Origin of the sequence: Pseudooceanicola marinus (assembly GCF_020177265.1) — a bacterium.
Lineage (GTDB): Bacteria > Pseudomonadota > Alphaproteobacteria > Rhodobacterales > Rhodobacteraceae > Pseudooceanicola > Pseudooceanicola marinus_A.
Genome location: NZ_JAIVMC010000001.1, coordinates 647,828 through 668,208, shown reverse-complemented (window position 1 = coordinate 668,208; position 20,381 = coordinate 647,828). Strand labels below are relative to the sequence as shown.

At 65.5% G+C, this 20,381-nt stretch carries 18 protein-coding genes; 9 read left to right on the top strand and 9 right to left on the bottom strand.

Annotated features, from left to right (window positions below; translation table 11 throughout):
• Positions 1-50: 50 nt before the first annotated feature.
• From LC066_RS03055 to tkt, 4 genes are all read right to left on the bottom strand, one after another.
• On the bottom strand, positions 51-194 hold the full coding sequence (locus tag LC066_RS03055; RefSeq protein WP_222474616.1) for a hypothetical protein: 144 nt from the start codon (positions 192-194) through the stop codon (positions 51-53).
• A gap of 192 nt (positions 195-386) precedes the next feature.
• A complete protein-coding gene (gene gap / locus LC066_RS03050) occupies positions 387-1,388 on the bottom strand; it encodes a type I glyceraldehyde-3-phosphate dehydrogenase (protein ID WP_224896484.1) in 1,002 nt (333 codons plus the stop codon).
• A gap of 201 nt (positions 1,389-1,589) precedes the next feature.
• Positions 1,590-2,594, bottom strand: a complete 1,005-nt coding sequence (gene gap / locus LC066_RS03045) for a type I glyceraldehyde-3-phosphate dehydrogenase (protein ID WP_085886929.1) — start codon at positions 2,592-2,594, stop codon at positions 1,590-1,592.
• A 397-nt stretch (positions 2,595-2,991) separates the two neighbouring features.
• Positions 2,992-5,007 (bottom strand): transketolase, encoded by a 2,016-nt coding sequence (tkt, locus tag LC066_RS03040; protein ID WP_224896483.1) that lies wholly within the window; start codon positions 5,005-5,007, stop codon positions 2,992-2,994.
• A gap of 361 nt (positions 5,008-5,368) precedes the next feature.
• Between tkt and LC066_RS03035 the strand changes: the two genes are divergently transcribed.
• Positions 5,369-5,899 carry a hypothetical protein gene (locus LC066_RS03035; protein ID WP_224896482.1) on the top strand — a complete coding sequence of 177 codons (531 nt, stop codon included), beginning with the start codon at positions 5,369-5,371 and terminating at the stop codon, positions 5,897-5,899.
• The gene (locus LC066_RS03030) at positions 5,899-6,312 is read left to right on the top strand and encodes a cell division protein ZapA (RefSeq protein ID WP_224896481.1); all 414 of its coding nucleotides are present in this window, start codon (positions 5,899-5,901) and stop codon (positions 6,310-6,312) included. The genes LC066_RS03035 and LC066_RS03030 overlap by 1 nt, the downstream gene beginning before the upstream one ends.
• 170 nt (positions 6,313-6,482) lie before the next feature.
• Here LC066_RS03030 and grxD read toward each other — a convergent pair whose 3' ends face one another.
• From grxD to LC066_RS03005, 5 genes are all read right to left on the bottom strand, one after another.
• Positions 6,483-6,845: a Grx4 family monothiol glutaredoxin gene (grxD, locus tag LC066_RS03025; RefSeq protein WP_222474611.1), complete on the bottom strand. Its 363-nt coding sequence runs from the start codon at positions 6,843-6,845 to the stop codon at positions 6,483-6,485.
• A 129-nt stretch (positions 6,846-6,974) separates the two neighbouring features.
• Complete coding sequence (locus LC066_RS03020) at positions 6,975-7,202, bottom strand: BolA/IbaG family iron-sulfur metabolism protein (RefSeq protein ID WP_222474610.1); 228 nt, start codon at positions 7,200-7,202, stop codon at positions 6,975-6,977.
• 238 nt (positions 7,203-7,440) lie between these two features.
• Positions 7,441-8,076 (bottom strand): YrbL family protein, encoded by a 636-nt coding sequence (locus tag LC066_RS03015; RefSeq protein WP_222474609.1) that lies wholly within the window; start codon positions 8,074-8,076, stop codon positions 7,441-7,443.
• Between the two features lie 140 nt (positions 8,077-8,216).
• The gene (gene purL, locus LC066_RS03010) at positions 8,217-10,382 is read right to left on the bottom strand and encodes a phosphoribosylformylglycinamidine synthase subunit PurL (RefSeq protein ID WP_224896480.1); all 2,166 of its coding nucleotides are present in this window, start codon (positions 10,380-10,382) and stop codon (positions 8,217-8,219) included.
• 482 nt (positions 10,383-10,864) lie between these two features.
• Positions 10,865-11,779, bottom strand: a complete 915-nt coding sequence (locus LC066_RS03005) for a LysR family transcriptional regulator (protein WP_085886921.1) — start codon at positions 11,777-11,779, stop codon at positions 10,865-10,867.
• A 190-nt stretch (positions 11,780-11,969) separates the two neighbouring features.
• Between LC066_RS03005 and LC066_RS03000 the strand changes: the two genes are divergently transcribed.
• From LC066_RS03000 to LC066_RS02970, 7 genes are all read left to right on the top strand, one after another.
• Positions 11,970-15,383 carry an indolepyruvate ferredoxin oxidoreductase family protein gene (locus LC066_RS03000; protein ID WP_224896479.1) on the top strand — a complete coding sequence of 1,138 codons (3,414 nt, stop codon included), beginning with the start codon at positions 11,970-11,972 and terminating at the stop codon, positions 15,381-15,383.
• Positions 15,384-15,635: 252 nt separating this feature from the next.
• Entirely contained in the window at positions 15,636-16,553 is a 918-nt protein-coding gene (locus tag LC066_RS02995; RefSeq protein ID WP_224896478.1) for a lysophospholipid acyltransferase family protein, read from the top strand.
• A 46-nt stretch (positions 16,554-16,599) separates the two neighbouring features.
• On the top strand, positions 16,600-17,412 hold the full coding sequence (locus tag LC066_RS02990; protein ID WP_224896477.1) for a glutamate racemase: 813 nt from the start codon (positions 16,600-16,602) through the stop codon (positions 17,410-17,412).
• A gap of 122 nt (positions 17,413-17,534) precedes the next feature.
• The gene (gene argC, locus LC066_RS02985; RefSeq protein WP_224896476.1) at positions 17,535-18,563 is read left to right on the top strand and encodes an N-acetyl-gamma-glutamyl-phosphate reductase; all 1,029 of its coding nucleotides are present in this window, start codon (positions 17,535-17,537) and stop codon (positions 18,561-18,563) included.
• 25 nt (positions 18,564-18,588) lie between these two features.
• Complete coding sequence (ccmE, locus tag LC066_RS02980) at positions 18,589-19,026, top strand: cytochrome c maturation protein CcmE (protein WP_224896475.1); 438 nt, start codon at positions 18,589-18,591, stop codon at positions 19,024-19,026.
• A 110-nt stretch (positions 19,027-19,136) separates the two neighbouring features.
• Positions 19,137-19,751 (top strand): holin-associated N-acetylmuramidase, encoded by a 615-nt coding sequence (locus LC066_RS02975; protein ID WP_224896474.1) that lies wholly within the window; start codon positions 19,137-19,139, stop codon positions 19,749-19,751.
• Entirely contained in the window at positions 19,742-20,290 is a 549-nt protein-coding gene (locus tag LC066_RS02970) for a holin family protein (RefSeq protein WP_224896473.1), read from the top strand. Before LC066_RS02975 ends, LC066_RS02970 begins: the two co-directional genes overlap by 10 nt.
• Positions 20,291-20,381 lie beyond the last annotated feature (91 nt).

Here is a 20,381-nt window from a genome sequence, read left to right as displayed (position 1 = left end):
CTCAGACCCAGGTTGCGGCAGGGCCACCCATCCCCGCCGAATGCGACGCCTCAGCGCCAGAAGGCTAGCCACTCTACGAAATCTGCGAGCTTGCGCATCAGGAACAAGGTATTGTTCCCCTCTCCGACACCGTTGTCCAGCACCAGGAGCGTCACGATGATAACGCCAATGATAATCGCGATGCGGTTGGTCACGCTGGCTCCTCCGCTGCGACGACTTCGGTTTCCTATGCCCGAGGATGCCCTGCGTTTCAAGGGTTTGCGGGGCGCCTGCGGTCCACTGTGATGCCCGGGCGCGTCAGGTGGCGTTTTGTCGCCGGTGGATGCGGAAAGGGCCGCGCGGAGATCCGCGCGGCCCTTTGCCGGTCTGCTATCCTGGGGCGTGCCTCAGAGGGTCTTGCCGATGGTGGCCGCCATGTCGGCCATGCGGCTGGAGAAGCCCCATTCGTTGTCATACCAGGTCAGGATCCGGACCATGGTGCCGTCCATGACCTTGGTCTGGTCCAGCGCCATGGTGGAGCTGTGGCTGTCATGGTTGAAGTCGATCGAGACATTGGGCGCCGAGGTGTAACCCAGCACGCCCTTCATCGGGCCATCGGCGGCGGCGGTGATGGCGGCGTTGATCTCTTCCACCGTCGTCGCGCGCTTCGCCGTGAAGGTCAGGTCGACGCAGGAGACGTTGGGGGTGGGCACGCGGATCGCCACGCCATCCAGCTTGCCCTTCAGTTCCGGCAGCACCAGACCCACGGCCTTGGCGGCGCCGGTCGAGGTCGGGATCATAGACATCGCGGCGGCGCGGGCGCGGTAGAGGTCCTTGTGCAGCGTGTCCAGCGTCGGCTGGTCGCCGGTATAGCTGTGGATCGTGGTCATGAAGCCCTTCTCGATGCCGATGGCATCGTTGAGGACCTTGGCCACCGGGGACAGGCAGTTGGTGGTGCAGGACGCGTTGGAGATCACCTTGTGCTCGTCGGTGATCGCATCATGGTTCACACCGTAGACGGCGGTCACGTCCGCCTCCGCGCAGGGCGCGGAGACCAGCACGCGCGAGGAGCCGTTTTCGAGGTGGCGCGCCGCGGTTTCCCGCTTGGTGAAGATGCCGGTGCATTCCAGCGCGATGTCCACGCCGGACCAGGGCAGTTCCTCTGGGTTGCGGATCGCGGTGACCTTCATCCGGCCCATGCCCACGTCCATCCAGTCCTCGCCCGTGATCACCTCGCCGTTGTAGCGGCCATGCACGCTGTCGAAGCGGAAGAGGTGGGCGTTGGTCTCGACGGGGCCGAGATCGTTGATGGCGACGACTTCGACGTCGGTGCGACCGCTTTCGGCGATGGCACGCAGGACGTTGCGGCCGATGCGTCCGAAACCGTTGATGGCGACTGTGGTTACCATGATCCGGGATCCTTTGCTGGGAAGCGTGACGCCAGGGTCACGAAAGGTCGTTGGAGCGTCAGGAATGTTTGCGCTAACTTCCCCTGTAAACTCTACCTCCCCGTCGAAAAGGTCAAGGGAAGGGATGCGACAATGCGAAAAACCCGCCGGATTTCTCCGACGGGTTCGATGCGATGATCGCGGCCCTTGCGGGCGCCGATGTTACTTCTGCAGGCGGCCCAGGGCGGCGGCCACGTCCGCCATGCGCGCGGAGAAGCCCCATTCGTTGTCGTACCAGGCCAGCACGCGCACCAGGCGCTTGCCGGTGACCTTGGTCTGGTCGGGGGCGAAGATCGAGGACTGCTCGGTGTGGCAGAAGTCGATGGAGACCTTGGGTTCCGGATCGTAGCCCAGGACCTGCCCCATGTGACCGGCGGCGGCTTCGCGGACCACCTCGTTCACGTCCTCGACGGTCACGTCCTTCTTGGCGATGAAGGTCAGGTCGACGGCGGACACATTGGGGGTGGGGACGCGGATGGCCGAGCCGTCCAGCTTGCCCTTCAGTTCGGGCAGGACCTCTCCAAGGGCCTTGGCGGCGCCGGTGGAGGTGGGGATCTGGCTCATCGCGGCGGCACGGGCGCGGTAGAGATCGCCATGGCGCCGGTCCAGCGTCGGCTGGTCGCCGGTGTAGGAATGGATCGTGGTCATGATGCCGCTGTCGATGCCGATCCCGTCGTTCAGCACCTTGGCCAGGGGCGCCAGGCAGTTGGTGGTGCAGGACCCGTTGGAGATCATCGTGTCGCCGGCCACCAGGTCGCGGTGGTTGACGCCGTAGACGATGGTCTTCTGCACGTTCTTCGCCGGGGCGGAGATCAGCACGGCCTTGGCGCCGCGTTCCATGTGGACCTTGGCCTTCTCGCCGTCGTTGAACTTGCCGGTGCATTCCAGAACGACGTCAACGCCTTCCCAGTCCAGCTCCTGCGGATCATAGGTCGACATGACCTCCATCGGGCCGCGGCCGATGTCCATGGTGTTGCCGGCGATCTTCACCTCGTTGCCGAAGCGACCGTGCACGCTGTCGTACTTCAGGAGATGGGCATTGGTTTCGATCGGGCCGGTGGCGTTCATCTTCACGACCTGAACGTCATTGCGGGCGGCCTCGGCAATATGGGCGAGCGTGCAACGCCCGATGCGACCGAAACCGTTGATGCCGAGCGTGACCGTCATGCCGATATCTCCTGATAGAAAACCTGCGCTGTCCTTAGCCGAAGCTAGATCGCAGGGGTAGGGAGAAAAGTGTTTTCAGCCAGTATGTTAGCGAAAACATTCGGGAGCCTGCCCGTGGTTGCGCTAACCGGGGTTCGGGTTCGCGCTAACAGGTTCTGCGGTGCAGCGTCAGCCCGATGGGAGAGGGAATCGCCCGTGGGAGGACGGGGAGGGGGCGCTGCCCCCCGCGCGTGCCGCGCGTCCCCCGGAGTATTTTTGGCCAACGTATAGGATCAGAGGGCGGGAGCGCCCCGTTTTGACACCTGCACCTGGGTGTCGGGGCGGGAGCTGTCGCATGGGCAAAAAAAAGGCCGGGCGCCACGGGGGCGTCCGGCCTTCGCAATCAGTCTCGTAGGGTTCAGAGCAGCGACTTGACCTTCTCGGCCACGGCCTGGGCGGTGATGCCGAACTTCTCGTAGAGCTCGTCCGCCGGGGCGGAGCCGCCGAAGGAGGACATGCCAACGAAGCCGGCCTTGGCTTCGCGGCCACGCTCGCCAAGCAGCCACTTGTCCCAGCCCTGGCGCACGCCCGCCTCGACCGCCACGCGGACGGGGCCAGCGGGCAGGACGCGCTTGCGGATCTTCTCGTCCTGCTCCTCGAACAGCTCCCAGCAGGGCATCGAGACGACGCGGGTGCCGATGCCTTCGGCCTCCAGCAGGGCCTTGGCTTCCATCGCGATGGCAACCTCGGAGCCGGTGGCCAGCAGGATCGCCTGGCGCTTGCCCTCGGCGTCGGCCATCACGTAGGCGCCCTGGGCGACCAGGTTCTTCGACTTGTGCTCGGTCCGCAGGGTCGGCAGGCCCTGGCGGGTCAGCGACAGCACGGAGGGCGTGCCCTTCTGGCTCAGCGCAATTTCCCAGGCTTCGGCAGTTTCCACCGCGTCGGCGGGGCGGAAGACCAGGGTGTTGGGCGTGGCGCGGCACATGGCCAGGTGTTCCACCGGCTGGTGCGTCGGGCCGTCTTCACCCAGGCCGATGCTGTCATGGGTCATGACGTAGACCGGCGAGATCTGCATCAGGGCCGACAGGCGCATCGCGGGGCGGGCGTAGTCGGTGAAGCAGAAGAAGGTGCCGGAGTAGGGTTTGATCCCACCGTGCAGGGCCAGGCCGTTCATCGCGGCGGCCATGCCGTGTTCGCGGATGCCCCAGTGTACGAAGCGACCCTTGCGGTTGTCGGTGTCGAAGATGCCCAGGTCCCCGGTCAGGGTGTTGTTCGACCCGGTGAGGTCGGCCGAGCCGCCGATGGTTTCGGGCAGCACGGGGTTGATGACCTCCAGTGCCATTTCCGACGCCTTGCGTGTCGCGACCTTGGGCTGGGTTTCCGAGACCTGCTTCTTCAGCGCGCGGATCACGGCCGAGAGCTTCTTCGGCGTCTCGCCGTCGATGCGGCGCTGGAACTCCTGCTGGCGGCGTTCGCTCTGGTTGCCCAGGCGGCCTTCCCAGGCAAAGCGTTCCTCGGCGCCGCGGCGGCCGATCTCTTCCCAGGCGGATTTCACGTCTGCCGGGATCTCGAAGGCACCGTACTCCCAGCCGTAGGCGGCCTTGGCGGCGGCCAGCTGGTCGGCGTCGGTCAGGGCGCCGTGACCCTTCGAGGTGTCCTGCGCGGCGTGGCCCAGGGCGATGTGGGTCTTGCAGGCGATCATCGAGGGCTTGCCCGCCTTCTTGGCGGCGGTGATCGCCTCGTCGATGGCCGCGGGGTCGTGGCCGTCGATTTCCTGCACGTGCCAGCCGTTCGCCTTGAACCGGGCGACCTGGTCGGTGGTGGAGGACAGCTCGACCTTGCCGTCGATGGTGATGCTGTTGTTGTCCCAGAAGACGATCAGCTTCGACAGCTGGTGGCGCCCGGCGAGCGAGATCGCCTCTTCGGAGACGCCTTCCATCAGGCAGCCGTCACCGGCGATGACGTAGGTGTGGTGATCGACCAGCTTTTTGCCGAACTGGGCGCGCAGCATTTCCTCGGCCATGGCGAAGCCGACGGAGTTGGCGATGCCCTGACCCAGCGGGCCGGTGGTGGTCTCGATCCCCTTGGCGAGGAAGTTTTCCGGGTGGCCAGCGGTGCGGGCGCCCCACTGGCGGAAGTTCTTGATCTCCTCGATCGGGAACTCCTCGTAGCCGGTCAGGTGCAGCAGCGAGTAGAGCAGCATCGAGCCGTGGCCGGCCGACAGGATGAACCGATCGCGGTCGAACCAGTTGGGCTGGGTGGCATCGAATTTCAGGTGTTTCTCGAACAGCACGGTGGCGACATCGGCCATGCCCATGGGCATGCCGGAATGGCCGGAATTGGCGGCGGCCACGGCGTCGAGGGTCAGGGCCCGGATCGCGGTGGCCTTGGACCAATGGTCAGGGTGTGCAGTGCGCAGGGCGTCGATATCCACGTCGGGTTCCTCTCGCATGTCAGGCATCGGATGTTAGCGCGCTCATAGCAGCCGTCACGCGAAAGGCAAGCGTGGCAGGCGGAATGCGCCGATTTTCGCGCCGTGTTTGGGAAAGTTCGCGGGTTTCGCTACACTTGCCCCCGACACGGTTGAAACTATGATTCGCCTGTAAAGCCAATAGCCTGTGCCGAGGGGTTCACGTGAACCCGGGCACGACCGCGCCGATCTGCGCCTGAACGGGTTTTCGGGTGGACGTCGGCGGGCGGGCATGCGCAGGAAGGGGCCGCGCCGGGGTGGCACGGCTTCCGGGGCAGTAAAACGGGCCGCAAGGCGCCGCAAACGGGCAATGTGAGACGAGCTGATGAGTAATCTGGAAGACTTGCAGGGCCGGATCCTGTACGCGATGGAGCGGATCGGGGCCGGTCTGGACAGGCTGGAGCCTGCCCGCCCCGCTGAGGCCGAGGGGGAAACCCCCGAAGCCTTGCAGCGGGCGCTGGAGGATGAACGGACCGCCAATGCACAGCTGGAAGAGCGGGTGAAGGCGCTTCACCGCCGCCAGGAGGAGCTGGAACAGGCGCTGGCCGCCGCCGAAGCCGCGCCCCAGGCGTCCGGGGAGCCTGACCCGCAGGTGGCCGAGGCGATGATCCAGATGGATGAGGACATGTCGCGCCTGCGCGCCGCCAACGCGGCCCTGCGCGAGAACAACCGCCTGCTGCGCGAGGCGCAGGGCGCGGCCACCACCGAGCATCTGAACGAGGCCCTGGCCGCGGAGCTGGAGGCGCTGCGCGCCGATCATGCCGCCGCCGAAGCCGAGGCCGCGACGATCAAGGCGGCGCTGGTCGCGATGATCGAGCAGGCCCCCGACGTCGCCGCAGAAAAAGGAGAGGCCTGATGCCCGAGGTCGGAATTTCCATCGGCGGTCGCCGCTTCGAGGTGGCCTGCCAGGACGGCGAAGAACATTTCCTGGAGATGGCCGCCGGCCTTCTGGACCGTGAGGCCTCGACCCTGGTGCAGCAGACCGGGCGCATCCCCGAAAGCCGCATGTTGCTGATGGCCGGGCTGATGCTGGCCGATCGCACCGCCGGGATGGAAGACAAGCTGGACGCTCTGCAGGGCCAACTGGCCGAGATGCAGGCGGAGCTGGAGGCGCTGCGCAATGCCCCGCCGCCGGAGCCGCGCGTGGTCGAGGTGCCCGTCGTGCCCGACAGCGTCGGGGACACCCTGGCCGAACTGGCCGCCCGCGCCGAAGCCCTGGCTGATACGGTCGAGGAAAAGGCCGCCGGCCAGTCCGGCGACGACAGCTGACCACTCGCATGGCGTGATCCCGGGGCGGCGACATGCCCTGTCGCCCCTTGGATCGCGGCGGCAACTGCCCTCTGCCATTGCCCCCAAAAGAAAACCGGAGCGAAGGGTCTCCTTCGCTCCGGTTTCATTTTATATGATCGAGATCGGGACGGCCCGTCGGGGCCGCTGTCTCAGGCGTTCGCGGCGCGGATCTTGTCGGCAGCGTCCTTGTCGTAGGTGACGCCGTTCTGGTCGAACAGCCCATCCAGCTCCCCAGACAGGGTCATCTCGGTGATGATGTCGCAACCGCCAACGAACTCGCCCTTCACGTAGAGCTGGGGGATCGTCGGCCAGTCGGAGTATTCCTTGATCCCCTGGCGGATCTCGTCATCGGCCAGAACGTTCACGTCGGTGTAGTCCACCCCCATGTAGTTCAGCACGCCGGCGACGCGGCTGGAGAAGCCGCACTGCGGCATGGACTTGGTGCCCTTCATGTAAAGCACCACGTCGTTCGCCTTGACGGTGTCGTCGATACGGGTCTTCGCGTCGGTCATGTTCTGCTCCTTCGGTAGGCGCGTCGTCTTATCGCGCGCCGCACCCGCCAATATCGCGGGCCGTGTTTCAGAAAGCCGTCGACATCGGGACACCTCATCAGGGTGTCGAGCCACGGCTGCATAGGTCGGTCAGGGCGCCCGGGTGGTCAGGGCCAGGGCGTGAAGCTCTCCGGTGTCCAGCTTTGACTTGACCGCCGCGTTGACGGCGCGCTGTTGCTGCACACGGTTCATGCCGCGGAAACTCTCATCCTCGACCACGGCCGAGAAATGCTGACCGTCGTCGCCCTGGACGATGATCTTCGCGTCAGGGAAACTTTCGCGGATGAGGGCTTCGATGTCCGAGGCCTGAATCGTCATGTGTCGCTCCGTTGGTCGTTCGGCAGGAATGTATGCGAGGGGGCCCGGCCTCGCAAGAGGAGGGGTCAGGGCGCGCGCGGCGAAGGCGATGTGCGGAGGTGCCGAAAGGGGACGTAAGCATCTGAGGGGAAATGGAAAACAGAAGGCCCGAGGGCGTTCCGGCCGATCTGCATTTCAAGATGACCGGAGCCACCGGGTACACAGGCGGCTTTCGCGGTCCGGTGCGGGGCCGAGGCGATCACTCGGGCGACAGCTCCCGCAGCTTGGCCAGCAGGGCCTGCTTGTCGCGCGCAAGGGCGCGCAGCCGCGCGCGTTTCGAGAAGACCCGCACGCGGATCAGCACCCGGTCACCCAGCCCCTCGATCAGCACCAGCCGGTCGGGATCGCCGGACCAGACGATATTGCCGGCATGCAGATCCTGGGTCACCAGGCCGCTTTCGGCGATCTGGTCGAACAGCTCGTCCACCAGGCCCAGGATGTGATCGTCGATGCGACCCGCGCGGGCCAGTTCTGTCAGCGTTGGCGCCGGTTGTCCGTCGGGGCCGGAAATCCGTTCAACGGCGAAGGCGGGGCCCAGGTCGGTGCTCGAAAAGCCGAAGAGGCGGGGCAGGAAGCCGGGCAGGTCGCCGCTGCGCGCCACGGCGGCCAGGTATTCCTCGTACTCGCGATACCAGTTGATCAGCCCGCGATAGCGCCAGACGGCGTAGCGTTTCAGTCCGGGCTTGGCGAAGGCGCGGAAATGGCGGCTTTGCCGGCGCGGCACCTTCAGCAGGACGTTCAGGAACTCCGGGTGCTGATAGACGATGCTTTCCTTGCCCTCGGCCAGCGGGCGCTGGTCGGACAGGTGGATCGTCTCGGAGATGATGTCGGGCATCGGGGCACCTGGATCTGCGGGGGTGATGAAGTTTTTGTAACATCGGGGCGCGGGGGCCGAAATGCAACTGCCCCCGGGCGGGATCGCGCCGGGGGCAGTTGGAAGTATCAGGGCGCGGTCGGGGCCGCGCGTGGCGTGGCTTAGCCGAAGTGCTCTTCGAAGGCGCCGCGGTAGAGCGCCGACAGCTCGGCCAAGGGCGCGGAGACGCCGCCGATGGTCACCTGGTCGCCGCCGAACTTGCCCACCGTGGTCACGGTGACGCCGGCCTTGCCCGCGTTGACCATCAGTGCCTCGGCCTGGTCGAAGTTGCAGGCCACGAGGTAGCGCGCCTGGTCCTCGCCGAAGAGCTGGCGCTGGTCGGTCTCGTCCAGGGTGACGCCGACGCCCGCGGCTTCGGCCATCTCGAAGGCGGCCAGCGCCAGGCCGCCGTCGCTGAGGTCGGTGCAGACCTTGATCCAGTCGGTGTTGTCGCGGATGAAGTCGCCGTTGCGCTTTTCCGCCTCCAGATCGACGTGGGGGGCGTCGCCGTCGGTCCGGTTAAAAACCTCGGCCAGCAGGGCCGACTGGCCCAGGTGGCCCTCGGTGTCGCCGATCAGCAGGGCGACATGGCCCTCGCGCGCATGACCGATGATCGCATGGTCGGCGGATTTGACCAGTCCAACCGCGCCGATGGTCGGCGTGGGCAGGATGCCCGAGCCGTCGGTTTCGTTGTAGAGCGACACGTTGCCCGACACGATGGGCATGTCCAGCACGCGGCAGGCCTCTCCGATCCCCTGCAGGGCGCCGACGAACTGGCCCATGATCTCCGGCTTCTCGGGGTTGCCGAAGTTCAGGTTGTCGGTGGAGGCCAGCGGCTTCGCGCCCGAGGCGGTCAGGTTGCGGTAGGCCTCGGCCACCGCCTGCTTGCCGCCCTCGACCGGGTTCGCCTTCACGTAGCGGGGCGTCACGTCGGAGGTGAAGGCCAGCAGCTTGTCGGTGCCGTGCACGCGCAAGAGGCCGGAGCCGAAGCCCGGGCCGCGCGCGGTGTCGGCCATGACCATGCTGTCGTATTGTTCATAGACCCACTGGCGCGAGCAGTAGTTGGGCGAGGAGATCAGCGCCTTCAGCCCGTCGATGGGATCGACCGACGGGATGTCCTCATCGGTCAGCGGCTCGGGCGCCGGGGTTTCCACATGGGGACGGTCGTACTCGGGCGCCGAGGAGGACAGTTTGGACAGCGGCACATCGGCCCAGACCTTGCCGCCGTGGATGATCTCGAAGCGGTCCTCGTCGATGGTCTCGCCCACGATGGCGAAGTCGAGGTCCCACTTGTCGAAGACGGCGCGCGCCTCGGCCTCCTTCGCGGGGTCGAGCACCATGAGCATCCGCTCCTGGCTTTCCGACAGCATCATCTCGTAGGCGGTCATGTTCGGCTCGCGCTGCGGCACGTCGTCGAGGTTCAGACGAATGCCCAAGCCGCCCTTGTCGCCCATTTCCACGGCCGAACAGGTGAGGCCCGCGGCGCCCATGTCCTGGATCGAGATCACGGCGCCGGTCTGCATCAGCTCCATGCAGGCTTCCATCAGGCGCTTTTCGGTGAAGGGGTCACCGACCTGGACGGTGGGCCGCTTCTCCTCGATGGTCTCGTCGAACTCGGCCGAGGCCATGGTGGCGCCGCCGACGCCGTCGCGCCCGGTTTTCGCGCCGAGATAGACGACCGGCATGCCGACGCCGGAGGCGGCGGAGTAGAAGATCTTGTCGGTGTCCGCCAGACCGGCGGCAAAGGCGTTCACCAGGCAGTTGCCGTTGTAGGCCGGATCGAAGCGGACCTCGCCGCCCACGGTGGGCACGCCGAAACAGTTGCCGTAGCCGCCGACACCTTCGACGACGCCATGCACCAGCTGGCGGGTCTTCGGGTGGTCCTTCTCACCGAACGACAGCGAGTTCATCGCCGCGATCGGCCGGGCGCCCATGGTGAAGACGTCGCGCAGGATGCCGCCCACGCCGGTGGCCGCGCCCTGGTAGGGTTCGATGTAGGAGGGGTGGTTGTGGCTTTCCATCTTGAAGATGACGGCCTGGCCATCCCCGATGTCGACCACGCCGGCGTTCTCGCCGGGGCCACAGATCACCTGGGGGCCTTCGGTCGGCAGGGTGCGCAGCCACTTCTTCGACGACTTGTAGGAACAATGCTCGTTCCACATGGCCGAAAAGATGCCCAACTCGGTGAAGGTGGGGGCACGGTTCAGAATCCGCAGGATCTCGGCATATTCCTCGTCGTTGATGCCGTGGCTTGCGATCAGGTCTTCGGTAATGTCCGGCTCTTGCATGCTGGTCCCCCTGGGTGACGTTGGGGGGGATTTACGCGACTGTGCGGCTTTGGGGAAGGGGGGCTGCGGGATTTCGCGCGGCCCGTTGTGCATGGGGCGCGCAGGTCAGGGGGCGTCGAGCCGAGCCGGGGATCTGTGCCTTCCGTGGACGGCGAATATGGCGCTTGCCGGAGCCTTGTGGGGCGGGCGCAAAAAAAAGGCCGGACACAAGGTCCGGCCAAGTCCAACAGGGAGGTATGAAGATGATGCGCCGGTAAGCGCGATCATCATCGAGTGCTCAGATATTGGTCGGAGTTGAAACGATCAAGCCCCAAATTGCCGCGCCTTGTTCATTGCTGCTATGCAGACACTGCAGGGCCTTTCGCCTGTCACCTGCAGGCGACGCATGAGGCATTGAAAACGACGCGCCCCGCGACCTATTCGGGCGCGAGGCGGCAGTTTGAGAGACCGGCGGTGGATCGCCGGTCGCCTGTGGTCGCGGATCAGTCGGCGTCGCGGTCGCGCAATTCGCGGATGGTGCGGCGGTGCGCCATGATCTCGTCTTGGACGAAATCGCGGAAGGCGGCGACGCGTTTCGAATGGCGTAGCTCTTCGGGGAAGGCCAGGAAGACGGGCACCTCGCCCGACTCGATGTCGGGGAAGATGCGTTCCAGGGTCGGGAAATCCTCGACGATGTAGTCGGGCAGCACGCCGATGCCGAGGTTGTGGATCACCGCCTGCAGCACGCCGAAGTAGTTGTTCACCGTCAGGGTCGACCGCACGTCCGAGCTCATCAGCTGGTTTACCAGCGAGGCGCCGGCGGCCACCTGGGGCGCGGCAGGGGTCTGGCAGATCAGGCGGTGCGTCGACAGGTCGTCAAGCGACTCGGGCTTGCCATAGCGCGCGATGTAGTCGGCAGAGGCGTAGCAGCGCATGCGGATCGACATCAGTTTTTTGCGGATCAGGTCGGCCTGGCTGGGCTCCTTCATGCGCACGGCCACGTCGGCCTCGCGCATCGGCAGGTCCAGCACGCGCTCTTCCAGCATCAGGTCGATCTTCAGGTCGGGGTATTTCTCGTAGAGCTTGGGCAGGCGCGGGGCCAGCCAGAGCGTGCCGAAGCCGACGGCGGTGGTCACCCGCAGTTCACCGAAGACCTCTTCCTCGCTGTCGCGGATCCGCGCGGTCGCGGTTTCCAGGCGTTTGGCCATGGCGCGGGTGGCGTCGAACAGAAGTTCGCCCTGTTCGGTCAGGATCAGCCCGCGGGCGTGGCGGTGGAACAGCGTGGTGTTCAGGCTTTCCTCCAGCCCGCGGATCTGACGCGACACCGCCGACTGTGACAGATGCAGCGAATCCCCAGCATGGGTCAGCGACCCCGCATCGGCCACGGCGTGGAAAATTCTGAGCTTGTCCCAATCCATCGTGACCCTGCCTGCCTGTCTTTCGTGCCATGCCCCGGAAGGGCCTTTAAATAAGTGTCTGCCACGGTTTTCGTGGCGCTCGTCTTAACGTTAGCCTGTTTCGAGCGACAGGTGAAATTTGGAATCTTCCGCTGAAGGTCATAAGGTCTGACCTGATCCTGCCGTATATTGAGGCGCAAGGAGGCCCCCAATGACCCAGCCACGGATATCGCTGAACGACCGTTTTGACCTGACCAAAAGCCCGGTGTTGCTGAACGGCACCCAGGCCCTGGTGCGCCTGATGCTGGCGCAGAAGGAACGGGATAAAGCGGCGGGGCTGAACACCGCCGGTTACGTCACAGGCTATCGCGGCTCGCCCCTTGGGGCGGTCGACATGCAGATGCGGCGCGCCGGCAAGTTGTTGGCGGAGCAGTCGATTCGTTTCGAGGAGGGCCTGAACGAGGACCTCGCGGCGACCGCCCTTTGGGGCGCGCAACAGGCCGAGTTGCGCGGCGAGGGCAAGTACGACGGGGTCTTTGGCCTCTGGTACGGCAAGGGACCGGGCGTCGACCGGTCAGGCGACGCGATGAAACATGCCAACATGGCCGGCACCTCGCCCAATGGCGGCGTCCTGATGGCCATGGGGGATGACCACACGGGCGAAAGCTCCACCGTGCTGCACCAGTCGGAATGGGCGCTGGTGGATGCCTACATGCCCATCGTCAGCCCGGCGGGTGTGCAGGAGATTCTGGATCTGGGCATCTACGGCTACGCCCTCAGCCGCTATGCGGGTGTCTGGGTGGGCCTGAAGACGATGAAAGACACGGTGGAGGCCACCGCCGTCGTTGATGGCGATCCGCAGCGGATGAAGCTGGTCACGCCCAGCGATTTCGAGATGCCGGAAGGCGGTCTGAACATCCGCCTGGGCGACAGCCCGCCCGAGCAGGAAGCGCGGATGGTCGATCACAAACGCTTCGCCGCTGAGGCGTTCGCCCGGGCGAATCGCATCGACAGCCGCATGTGGGGCAAGCCGGGCGCCAAGATCGGTGTCGTCTCCGCCGGCAAGAATTACCTCGACGTGGTCCATGCCCTGTCCCTGCTGGGCATCGACGAAGCCGAGGCCGAGCGTCTGGGCATCTCTACCTACAAGGTCGCGCAGGTCTGGCCGCTGGACATGACCAGCTTCCGCGAATGGGCCGAAGGGCTCGACCTGATCGTCGTGGTCGAGGAAAAGCGCAAGCTGCTGGAAGTGCAGATCAAGGAGGCGATCTTCGACGACCGCCAGGGGCGCCGGGTCTATGGTGCGCGCAAGGGCGGCCTTGGCTCGCCCGAGCTGTTCCAGACGAAGGGTGCCCTGGATCCCGTTGAAATCGCGGAGAAACTGGGCGGTATCCTCGTGGAGGAAGGGCGCGACACCGACGGCATCAAATCCGGCATGGCGGCCCTGGGCGAAGTGCGTCGCAATGATAATGTCACCGATATCGCGGCACGTCTGCCTTATTTCTGTGCAGGCTGTCCTCACAATACCTCGACCAAGCTGCCCGAAGGCAGCCGCGCCTACGCCGGGATCGGCTGTCACTACATGGTGCAGTGGATGGATCGCGAAACCTCTGGCTACACCCACATGGGGGCCGAGGGGGCGAACTGGATCGGTGAGGCGCCGTTCTCCACCCGGGACCACGTGTTCCAGAACCTGGGCGATGGCACCTACAACCACTCGGGCATCCAGGCGATCCGCGCGGCCCAGGCCGCCGGGACGAACATCACCTACAAGATCCTGTTCAACGACGCGGTCGCCATGACCGGCGGCCAGGCGAACGAAGGCGGGCTGACCGCCTACCGCATCGCCGAGGAGCTGAAGGCCATGGGCCTGTCGAAGATCGCGGTGGTGCACGATGAGAAGGAAGAGATTGATCTTTCGCAATTCCCGCAAGGGATTGAGATTTCCGAACGTGCCGATCTGCTGTCTGTCGAGGAGAAAATGACAAAGGTCGAAGGCGTCTCGGCCATCATCTACGTGCAGACCTGCGCCGCCGAGAAGCGCCGCCGGCGCAAACGCGGCCAGTTCCCCGATCCCGACAAGCGCGTCTTCATCAACACCGATGTCTGCGAAGGCTGCGGCGATTGCGGCGTGCAGTCGAACTGCGTCGCCATCGTCCCCGAGGAGACCGAGCTGGGCCGCAAGCGCGCCATCGACCAGTCGGCTTGCAACAAGGACTTCAGCTGTCTGAAGGGGTTCTGCCCCAGCTTCGTGACCCTGGAAGGGGCCAAGCCGAAGAAGGAAAGTGGCACCCATCTGGATCTGCCGGAGGATATGCCGGCGCCTGCGCTGCCGGCGATCAAGGGCACCCATAACATCGTCATCACCGGCGTCGGCGGCACCGGCGTTGTGACCATCGGCGCCGTTCTGGCCCAGGCCGCGCAGATCGACGGCAAGGGCGCCGGCATGATGGAAATGGCGGGCCTCGCCCAGAAGGGCGGCGCGGTACATATCCATCTGCGGATCGCCGAGAAACCCGACGATATCAGCGCCATCCGCGTTGCCACCGGCGAGGCGGACGCCCTGATCGGCGGCGATCTGGTGGTCAGCGCCGGGTCCAAGACCCTGGGCCTGACCCGCGGCGGGCGCACCGGCGCGGTGGTGAACAACCACGACATCGTTACCGGTGACTTCACCCGCGACACCGAATTTGCCATTCCGTCCGACAGGTTGGAGCTGCAACTTCAGGCGCGCCTGAAGGATGATGTGGCCCTGTTCGACGCCAGCGAACTGGCCCGGGCGACCATGGGCGATTCCATCTTCTCCAACATGATGGTGCTGGGCGCGGCCTGGCAGCGCGGTTTGGTGCCGATCGCCCATGACGCGATCTACCAGGCGATCGAGCTGAATGGCGCCGCCGTGCCGAAGAACCAGCGGGCCTTCGAGATCGGTCGTTGGGCCGCGCTGAACCCGCGTGAGGTGGAGCGTCTGGTGACGCCCCAGGTCGAAGAGGCCAAGCCGCGGACCCTGGAAGAGATCATCGACTATCGCGCCGATCACCTGGCCAAGTACCAGAACAAGCGCCTGGCGAAGAAATACCGTGCCTTCGTCGATCAGTTCGAGGATCCCGCGCTGAAGGAGGCCGTGGCCAAGGGCTATCACAAGCTGCTGGCGGTGAAGGACGAGTATGAGGTCGGGCGGCTGCACCTCGACACCCGCCGCAAGGCCGCCGAGCAGTTCGATGGCGACTTCAAGATGACCTATCATCTGGCGCCGCCGATCTTCGAGAAGGAAGGCAAGGATGGCCGCCCGGTGAAGCGCAGCTTTGGCGAGTGGATGGGGCGGTCCTTCTGGCTTCTGGCCCACCTGAAGGGGATCCGTGGCACCATTCTGGACCCGTTCCGCAATCTGTCCGAACGCAAGATGGAACGCGCGCTCCTGGCTCAGTATGAGGCGGATATGGGAGAGATCGCAAAGGGTTACGACCCGGAATTGATCGAAACAGTGATCGCCCTGGCGGAGCTGCCCCTGTCCATTCGCGGCTTCGGCCCGGTCAAGGTCGAGAACGAGGCGAAGGCCGCCAAGCAGCGCGAGGCCTACCTGGCGGTGCTGCGCGACGGCCCTGTGCGTGCCGCGGCTGAATAAGCACAGCAGCATCGGGGCGGCGCGAAAACACGCGCCTCCCGGCACCTCTTCGGCAGGTTGCCGCTCTGTCGGCCCGGGTTCCTTTGGGATCCGGGCCTTTTGCTCTTAACTGGATGGCAAGGCCGCCGCGCTTGGATGCGGGCGGCGTCGCGCGCAGGACACTGTCTGGCGCGACAGGCGCGCCGCCGGCGCAAGGCTCTGGATCGAATCCGGGGGCGTAGCTAAGGAGGCGCAACACCGGGGACCCTTGCCATGACTGCCGATATCCTGCCGTCTCAGCACAATCCGCTGCCGCCCAGCCGGCGGCAGATCGCGCGCGACATCTCCTATGCCTCCAGCGCGCAGACCCGCTCGGGTCGGATGGTGATCCGGCTGATGGAAAATGCCCTGGGGCGTCCGGCGCTGATCCGGCGGGCCGACGGGTATGACGAAGATGTCGGCGCGGGGCGCGATTTCTGGTCGGTCATCGTCAAACGCTACGGACTGGAGCTGTCGGTTGTCGGCGGCAGCCTCGGCAACTTGCCGAAGGAGGGGCCGTTGGTGGTGGTGGCCAATCATCCCTACGGCATCCTCGACGGGCTGATGCTGGGCCATATCCTGCAGGAACGGCGCGGCGATTTCCGTATCCTGGCCAACCGGGTCTTCCGCAAGGCCAGCGATCTGGACCGGGTGATCTTGCCGATCAGCTTTGACACCACGCGCGAAGCTGTTGAAACGAATATAGAAACCCGTCGTGAGGCGCTGCGCTACCTGCGCGACGGCGGCTGCATCGGGGTCTTCCCGGGCGGTACGGTGTCGACCTCCGCCACGCCATTTTCGCACCCGATGGACCCCGGCTGGCGCGGCTTCACCGCGCGGATGATCGCCAAGTCAGGGGCGACCGTGGTGCCGATCTTCTTCGACGGCACGACCTCGCGCCTGTTCCAACTGGCCAGCCATTTGCATCAGACCCTTCGCATGGGTCTGCTGCTGAAGGAGTTCCGCGGCCGCGTCGATGGCCCGGTCCGCGTGGTGGTGGGCGAGCCGGTTGCCGCCGACGCCCTAGCCGCGCGCGCGGGCGATACCAAAGCAATGATGGATTTCCTGCGAAAAGCGACGTATGAGCTTTCCCCGAAGCCGTTGAAATCCTACGATTACGGCTACGAGTTTGATGCAAAGCACCGGGGCTGACCCGGCGGCATGAGGGGCGGGCACCCGGATCGGGGCCCGAAAGGCCATGGCGGTTGGAATTTTCGATTCAGGTCTGGGTGGGCTGACGGTGCTGGATGCCTGCACCAAGCGTCTGCCCGACGTGCCCTTCGTCTACCTGGGTGACAACGCCCATGCCCCCTATGGCGTGCGCGATGCCGAAGACATCTTCGAACTGACCAAGACCGGTACGCAACGCCTGTTTGATGCGGGCTGCGACCTGGTGATCCTGGCCTGCAACACCGCCAGCGCGGCGGCTCTGCGGCGCATGCAGGAAAGCTGGGTGCCGGCGGACAAGCGGGTGCTGGGGGTCTTCGTGCCGCTGATCGAGGCGCTGACCGAACGCCAGTGGGGGGACAATTCGCCGCCCCGTGAAGTGGCCGTGAAACACGTGGCACTGTTCGCCACCCCCGCCACGGTGGCCAGCCGGGCCTTTCAGCGCGAACTGGCCTTCCGCGCCATCGGCGTCGATGTCGAGGCGCAGGCCTGTGGCGGTGTCGTCGATGCGATCGAGGACGGCGACATGATCCTGGCCGAGGCGCTGGTGCGGTCGCATGTCGAGGCGCTGAAGCGCAAGATGCCGCACCCCGAGGCCGCGATCCTGGGCTGCACCCACTACCCGCTGATGGAAGAGGCCTTTCAGAAGGCCCTGGGGGAGGATGTGACTGTCTATTCCCAAGCCAATCTCGTGGCCGCCTCGCTGGAGCACTACCTGGGCCGTCATCCGGAAAAACGTGGCCCCGGCGAGGTGCCGATGTTCCTGACGACGGGCGATCCCGGGCGCGTGTCGGACCACGCCACGCAGTTCCTGCGACGACGCATCGATTTCCACGCCGCCTGATCCCGGTCGGGCCGCGGCGGGTCAGCGCACCCGCGACAATTTGATCTCGCTCATTCCGGAAATGGGCCATCTTCCTTAGATAGACAGACGGGCGGGCGCGCGACCCCGACGAAAGGACGCATATGACCAAGAAAATCGCCATCATCGGGGCCTCGGGCTACACCGGGGCGGAGCTGATCCGGCTGATCTCGACCCATGGTCAGATCGAGATCGCCGCGCTTGCCGCCAATTCCAAGGCCGGCCAGTCCATGGCCGAGGTCTTTCCCTTCCTGCGCCATCTCGACCTGCCGGACCTGGTGACGGTCGATCAGATCGACTTCTCCCAGATCGACCTGGCCTTCTGCGCCCTGCCGCACAAGACCAGCCAGGAGGTCATCAGCACGCTGCCGAAGGACCTGAAGATCGTTGATCTGTCGGCCGATTTCCGGCTGCGCGATCCGGCGGAATACAAGAAATGGTACGGAAATGACCATGCCGCGGTCGAGATGCAGGCGGAAGCCGTTTACGGATTGACCGAATTCTACAGGGACGAAATCGCCGCGGCACGGCTGGTGGCGGGCACGGGCTGCAACGCGGCCACCGGGCAGTTCACCCTGCGCCCGCTGATCGCCGCGGGCGTCATCGGTCTCGACGACATCATCCTGGACATGAAATGCGCCGTCTCCGGCGCGGGCCGGTCGCTGAAGGAAAACCTGCTGCATGCCGAGTTGAGTGAAGGCTACAACGCCTATGCCGTCGGCGGCACGCACCGGCACCAGGGGGAGTTCGATCAGGAGTTCAGCGCCCTCGCAGGCCGTGAGGTGAAGATCCAGTTCACCCCGCATCTGGTGCCGGCGAACCGGGGCATCCTGTCCACGGGGTATGTGTCGGGCGATGCGGCCGAGATCCACGCGACGCTGGCCGAGGCCTATTCGGGCGAGCCCTTCGTTGAGGTGCTGCCCTTCGGCGAGACGCCCTCCACCCACCATGTGCGGGGCTCGAACTTCGTCCATATCGGGGTGACGGGCGACCGCATTGCCGGGCGTGCCATCGTCATCACGGCGCTGGACAATCTGTGCAAGGGCTCTTCGGGGCAGGCGTTGCAGAACGCCAACCTGATGCTGGGCCTGGAGGAAACCACCGGGTTGATGGGCGCGCCCGTCTTCCCGTGATGCTTGAGGTTTAGGGGGTAAGGTCATGAAAGGCCTTAAGAAAAAGAGACGCATCCAGATCATCGTCCTGGCCTTCGCGGCGCTTGCGCTGTCTGCTGGGCTGATCGGCTATGCCTTCCAGGACGGGATCAATTTCTTCCGTTCCCCCAGCCAGGTGGCCGAGGAACCCCCGGGCCCGGACGAGGTCTTTCGCCTGGGCGGGCTGGTCGAGGAAGGCTCGCTGGAGCGGGGTGACATGATCCGCTTCGTCGTGACCGACGGCGGCGCCTCCGTGCCGGTGACCTTCGTCGGCATCCTGCCGGACCTCTTCGCCGAAAACCAGGGCATGATCGGCACGGGCCGCTACGTGAATGGTGTTTTTGAAGCCTCTGAAATTCTTGCAAAACATGACGAGAATTACATGCCGAAGGAGGTTATGGACGCGCTGAAGGAACAGGGCGTCTACGAAGCCCCCGAAAGCTGATCGTCCTCCTTCGAGACGACCCACAAGAGGCTGCGTTCGGTCCCCGAGCGCAGCCTTAATCTTTTGCCCGGCAGGCTTCCTCCTGAGCAGCAGCATCAGGAGGCAGGCATATGGCGTTGAACGTGCGGCAGATCGCCGAAGAAATCGTGGCCCGCGAAGGTGGCTACGTGAATGACCCCGACGACCCGGGCGGGGCGACGAACCACGGGGTGACGATCCACACGATGCGGCGTCTGGGGTTGGACCTGGACGGGGATGGCGACGTGGATGCCGGTGACGTGAAGCGGCTGAGCCGGGCACAGGCTCTCGATATCTTTCTCGAACACTACTTCCACGGTCCGCGTATCGCGGACCTGCCGGAACCGCTCTGGTCGACGGTCTTCGACATGTATGTGAATTCCGGCAACAGCGCGGTGAAAATTCTGCAGCGCCTGCTCTGCGACATGGGCTGGTCGGTCAGCGTCGATGGTGCCATCGGGCCCCAGACCATCGGCGCCACGGCGGAGGCCTTCGCCTCGGCGGCGGACCACATGGTTGATGCCTACGGGATCGCGCGGCGCAACTACTACTTCCGCCTGGCTGACGGACGGGTGCAAAGCCGGAAATACGTGCGCACCCGGGCGGGCGGCAAGGGTGGCTGGATCCGCCGCGCGGAGGAGTTCATCGCGCCGCGCTACCACCTGACCGAGGCGGAGTTTGAAGAGAGGGTTGCGGCATGGGGCTGATCACCGGGTTCTTGGAAGCGATCTTTGGCGGCGGTCGCAACGTGATCCGCGAAACGGCGGAGGTCTTTCGCGTCAATGCCGAGGCCACGGATCAGCGTGACCTGGCCGCCTACCAGGCGGCGCTGGCTCAGCACGGGGCCGAGTTTCGCGACAACCGCTCGGGGTTTGATCGGGTGATCGACGGGCTGAACCGTCTGCCGCGGCCCGCCATGGCCCTGGGGGCGATCGGGCTCTTCGTTGCGGCCATGACCGACCCGATCTGGTTCTCGGAACGCATGCAGGGCTTGGCCCTGGTGCCAGAGGCGCTTTGGTGGCTTCTTGGCGCTGTCGTTAGCTTCTATTTCGGGGCGCGGCACCAGGTGAAAGGGCAGGAGTTTCAGCGCGAGATCGCCCGCACCATGGCACAGACTCCGCAGGTGGTCGCCAACCTGCGCGACCTGCGCAGCCTGGATCCGAAGGCAGCCGGGGCAGGGGACGCGGCGGTGACAGAGGGCCGGGAGGCCAATCCGGCGCTGGAGGACTGGCGCCGGGCCGGATGATCGGCCACGGGGCCGAAAACACGTCGAATGGGGGCGCGGCAAATCTGTCGCGCCCTCTTTGCATTCATTTGAATTGAGCCGCCCCGGACCC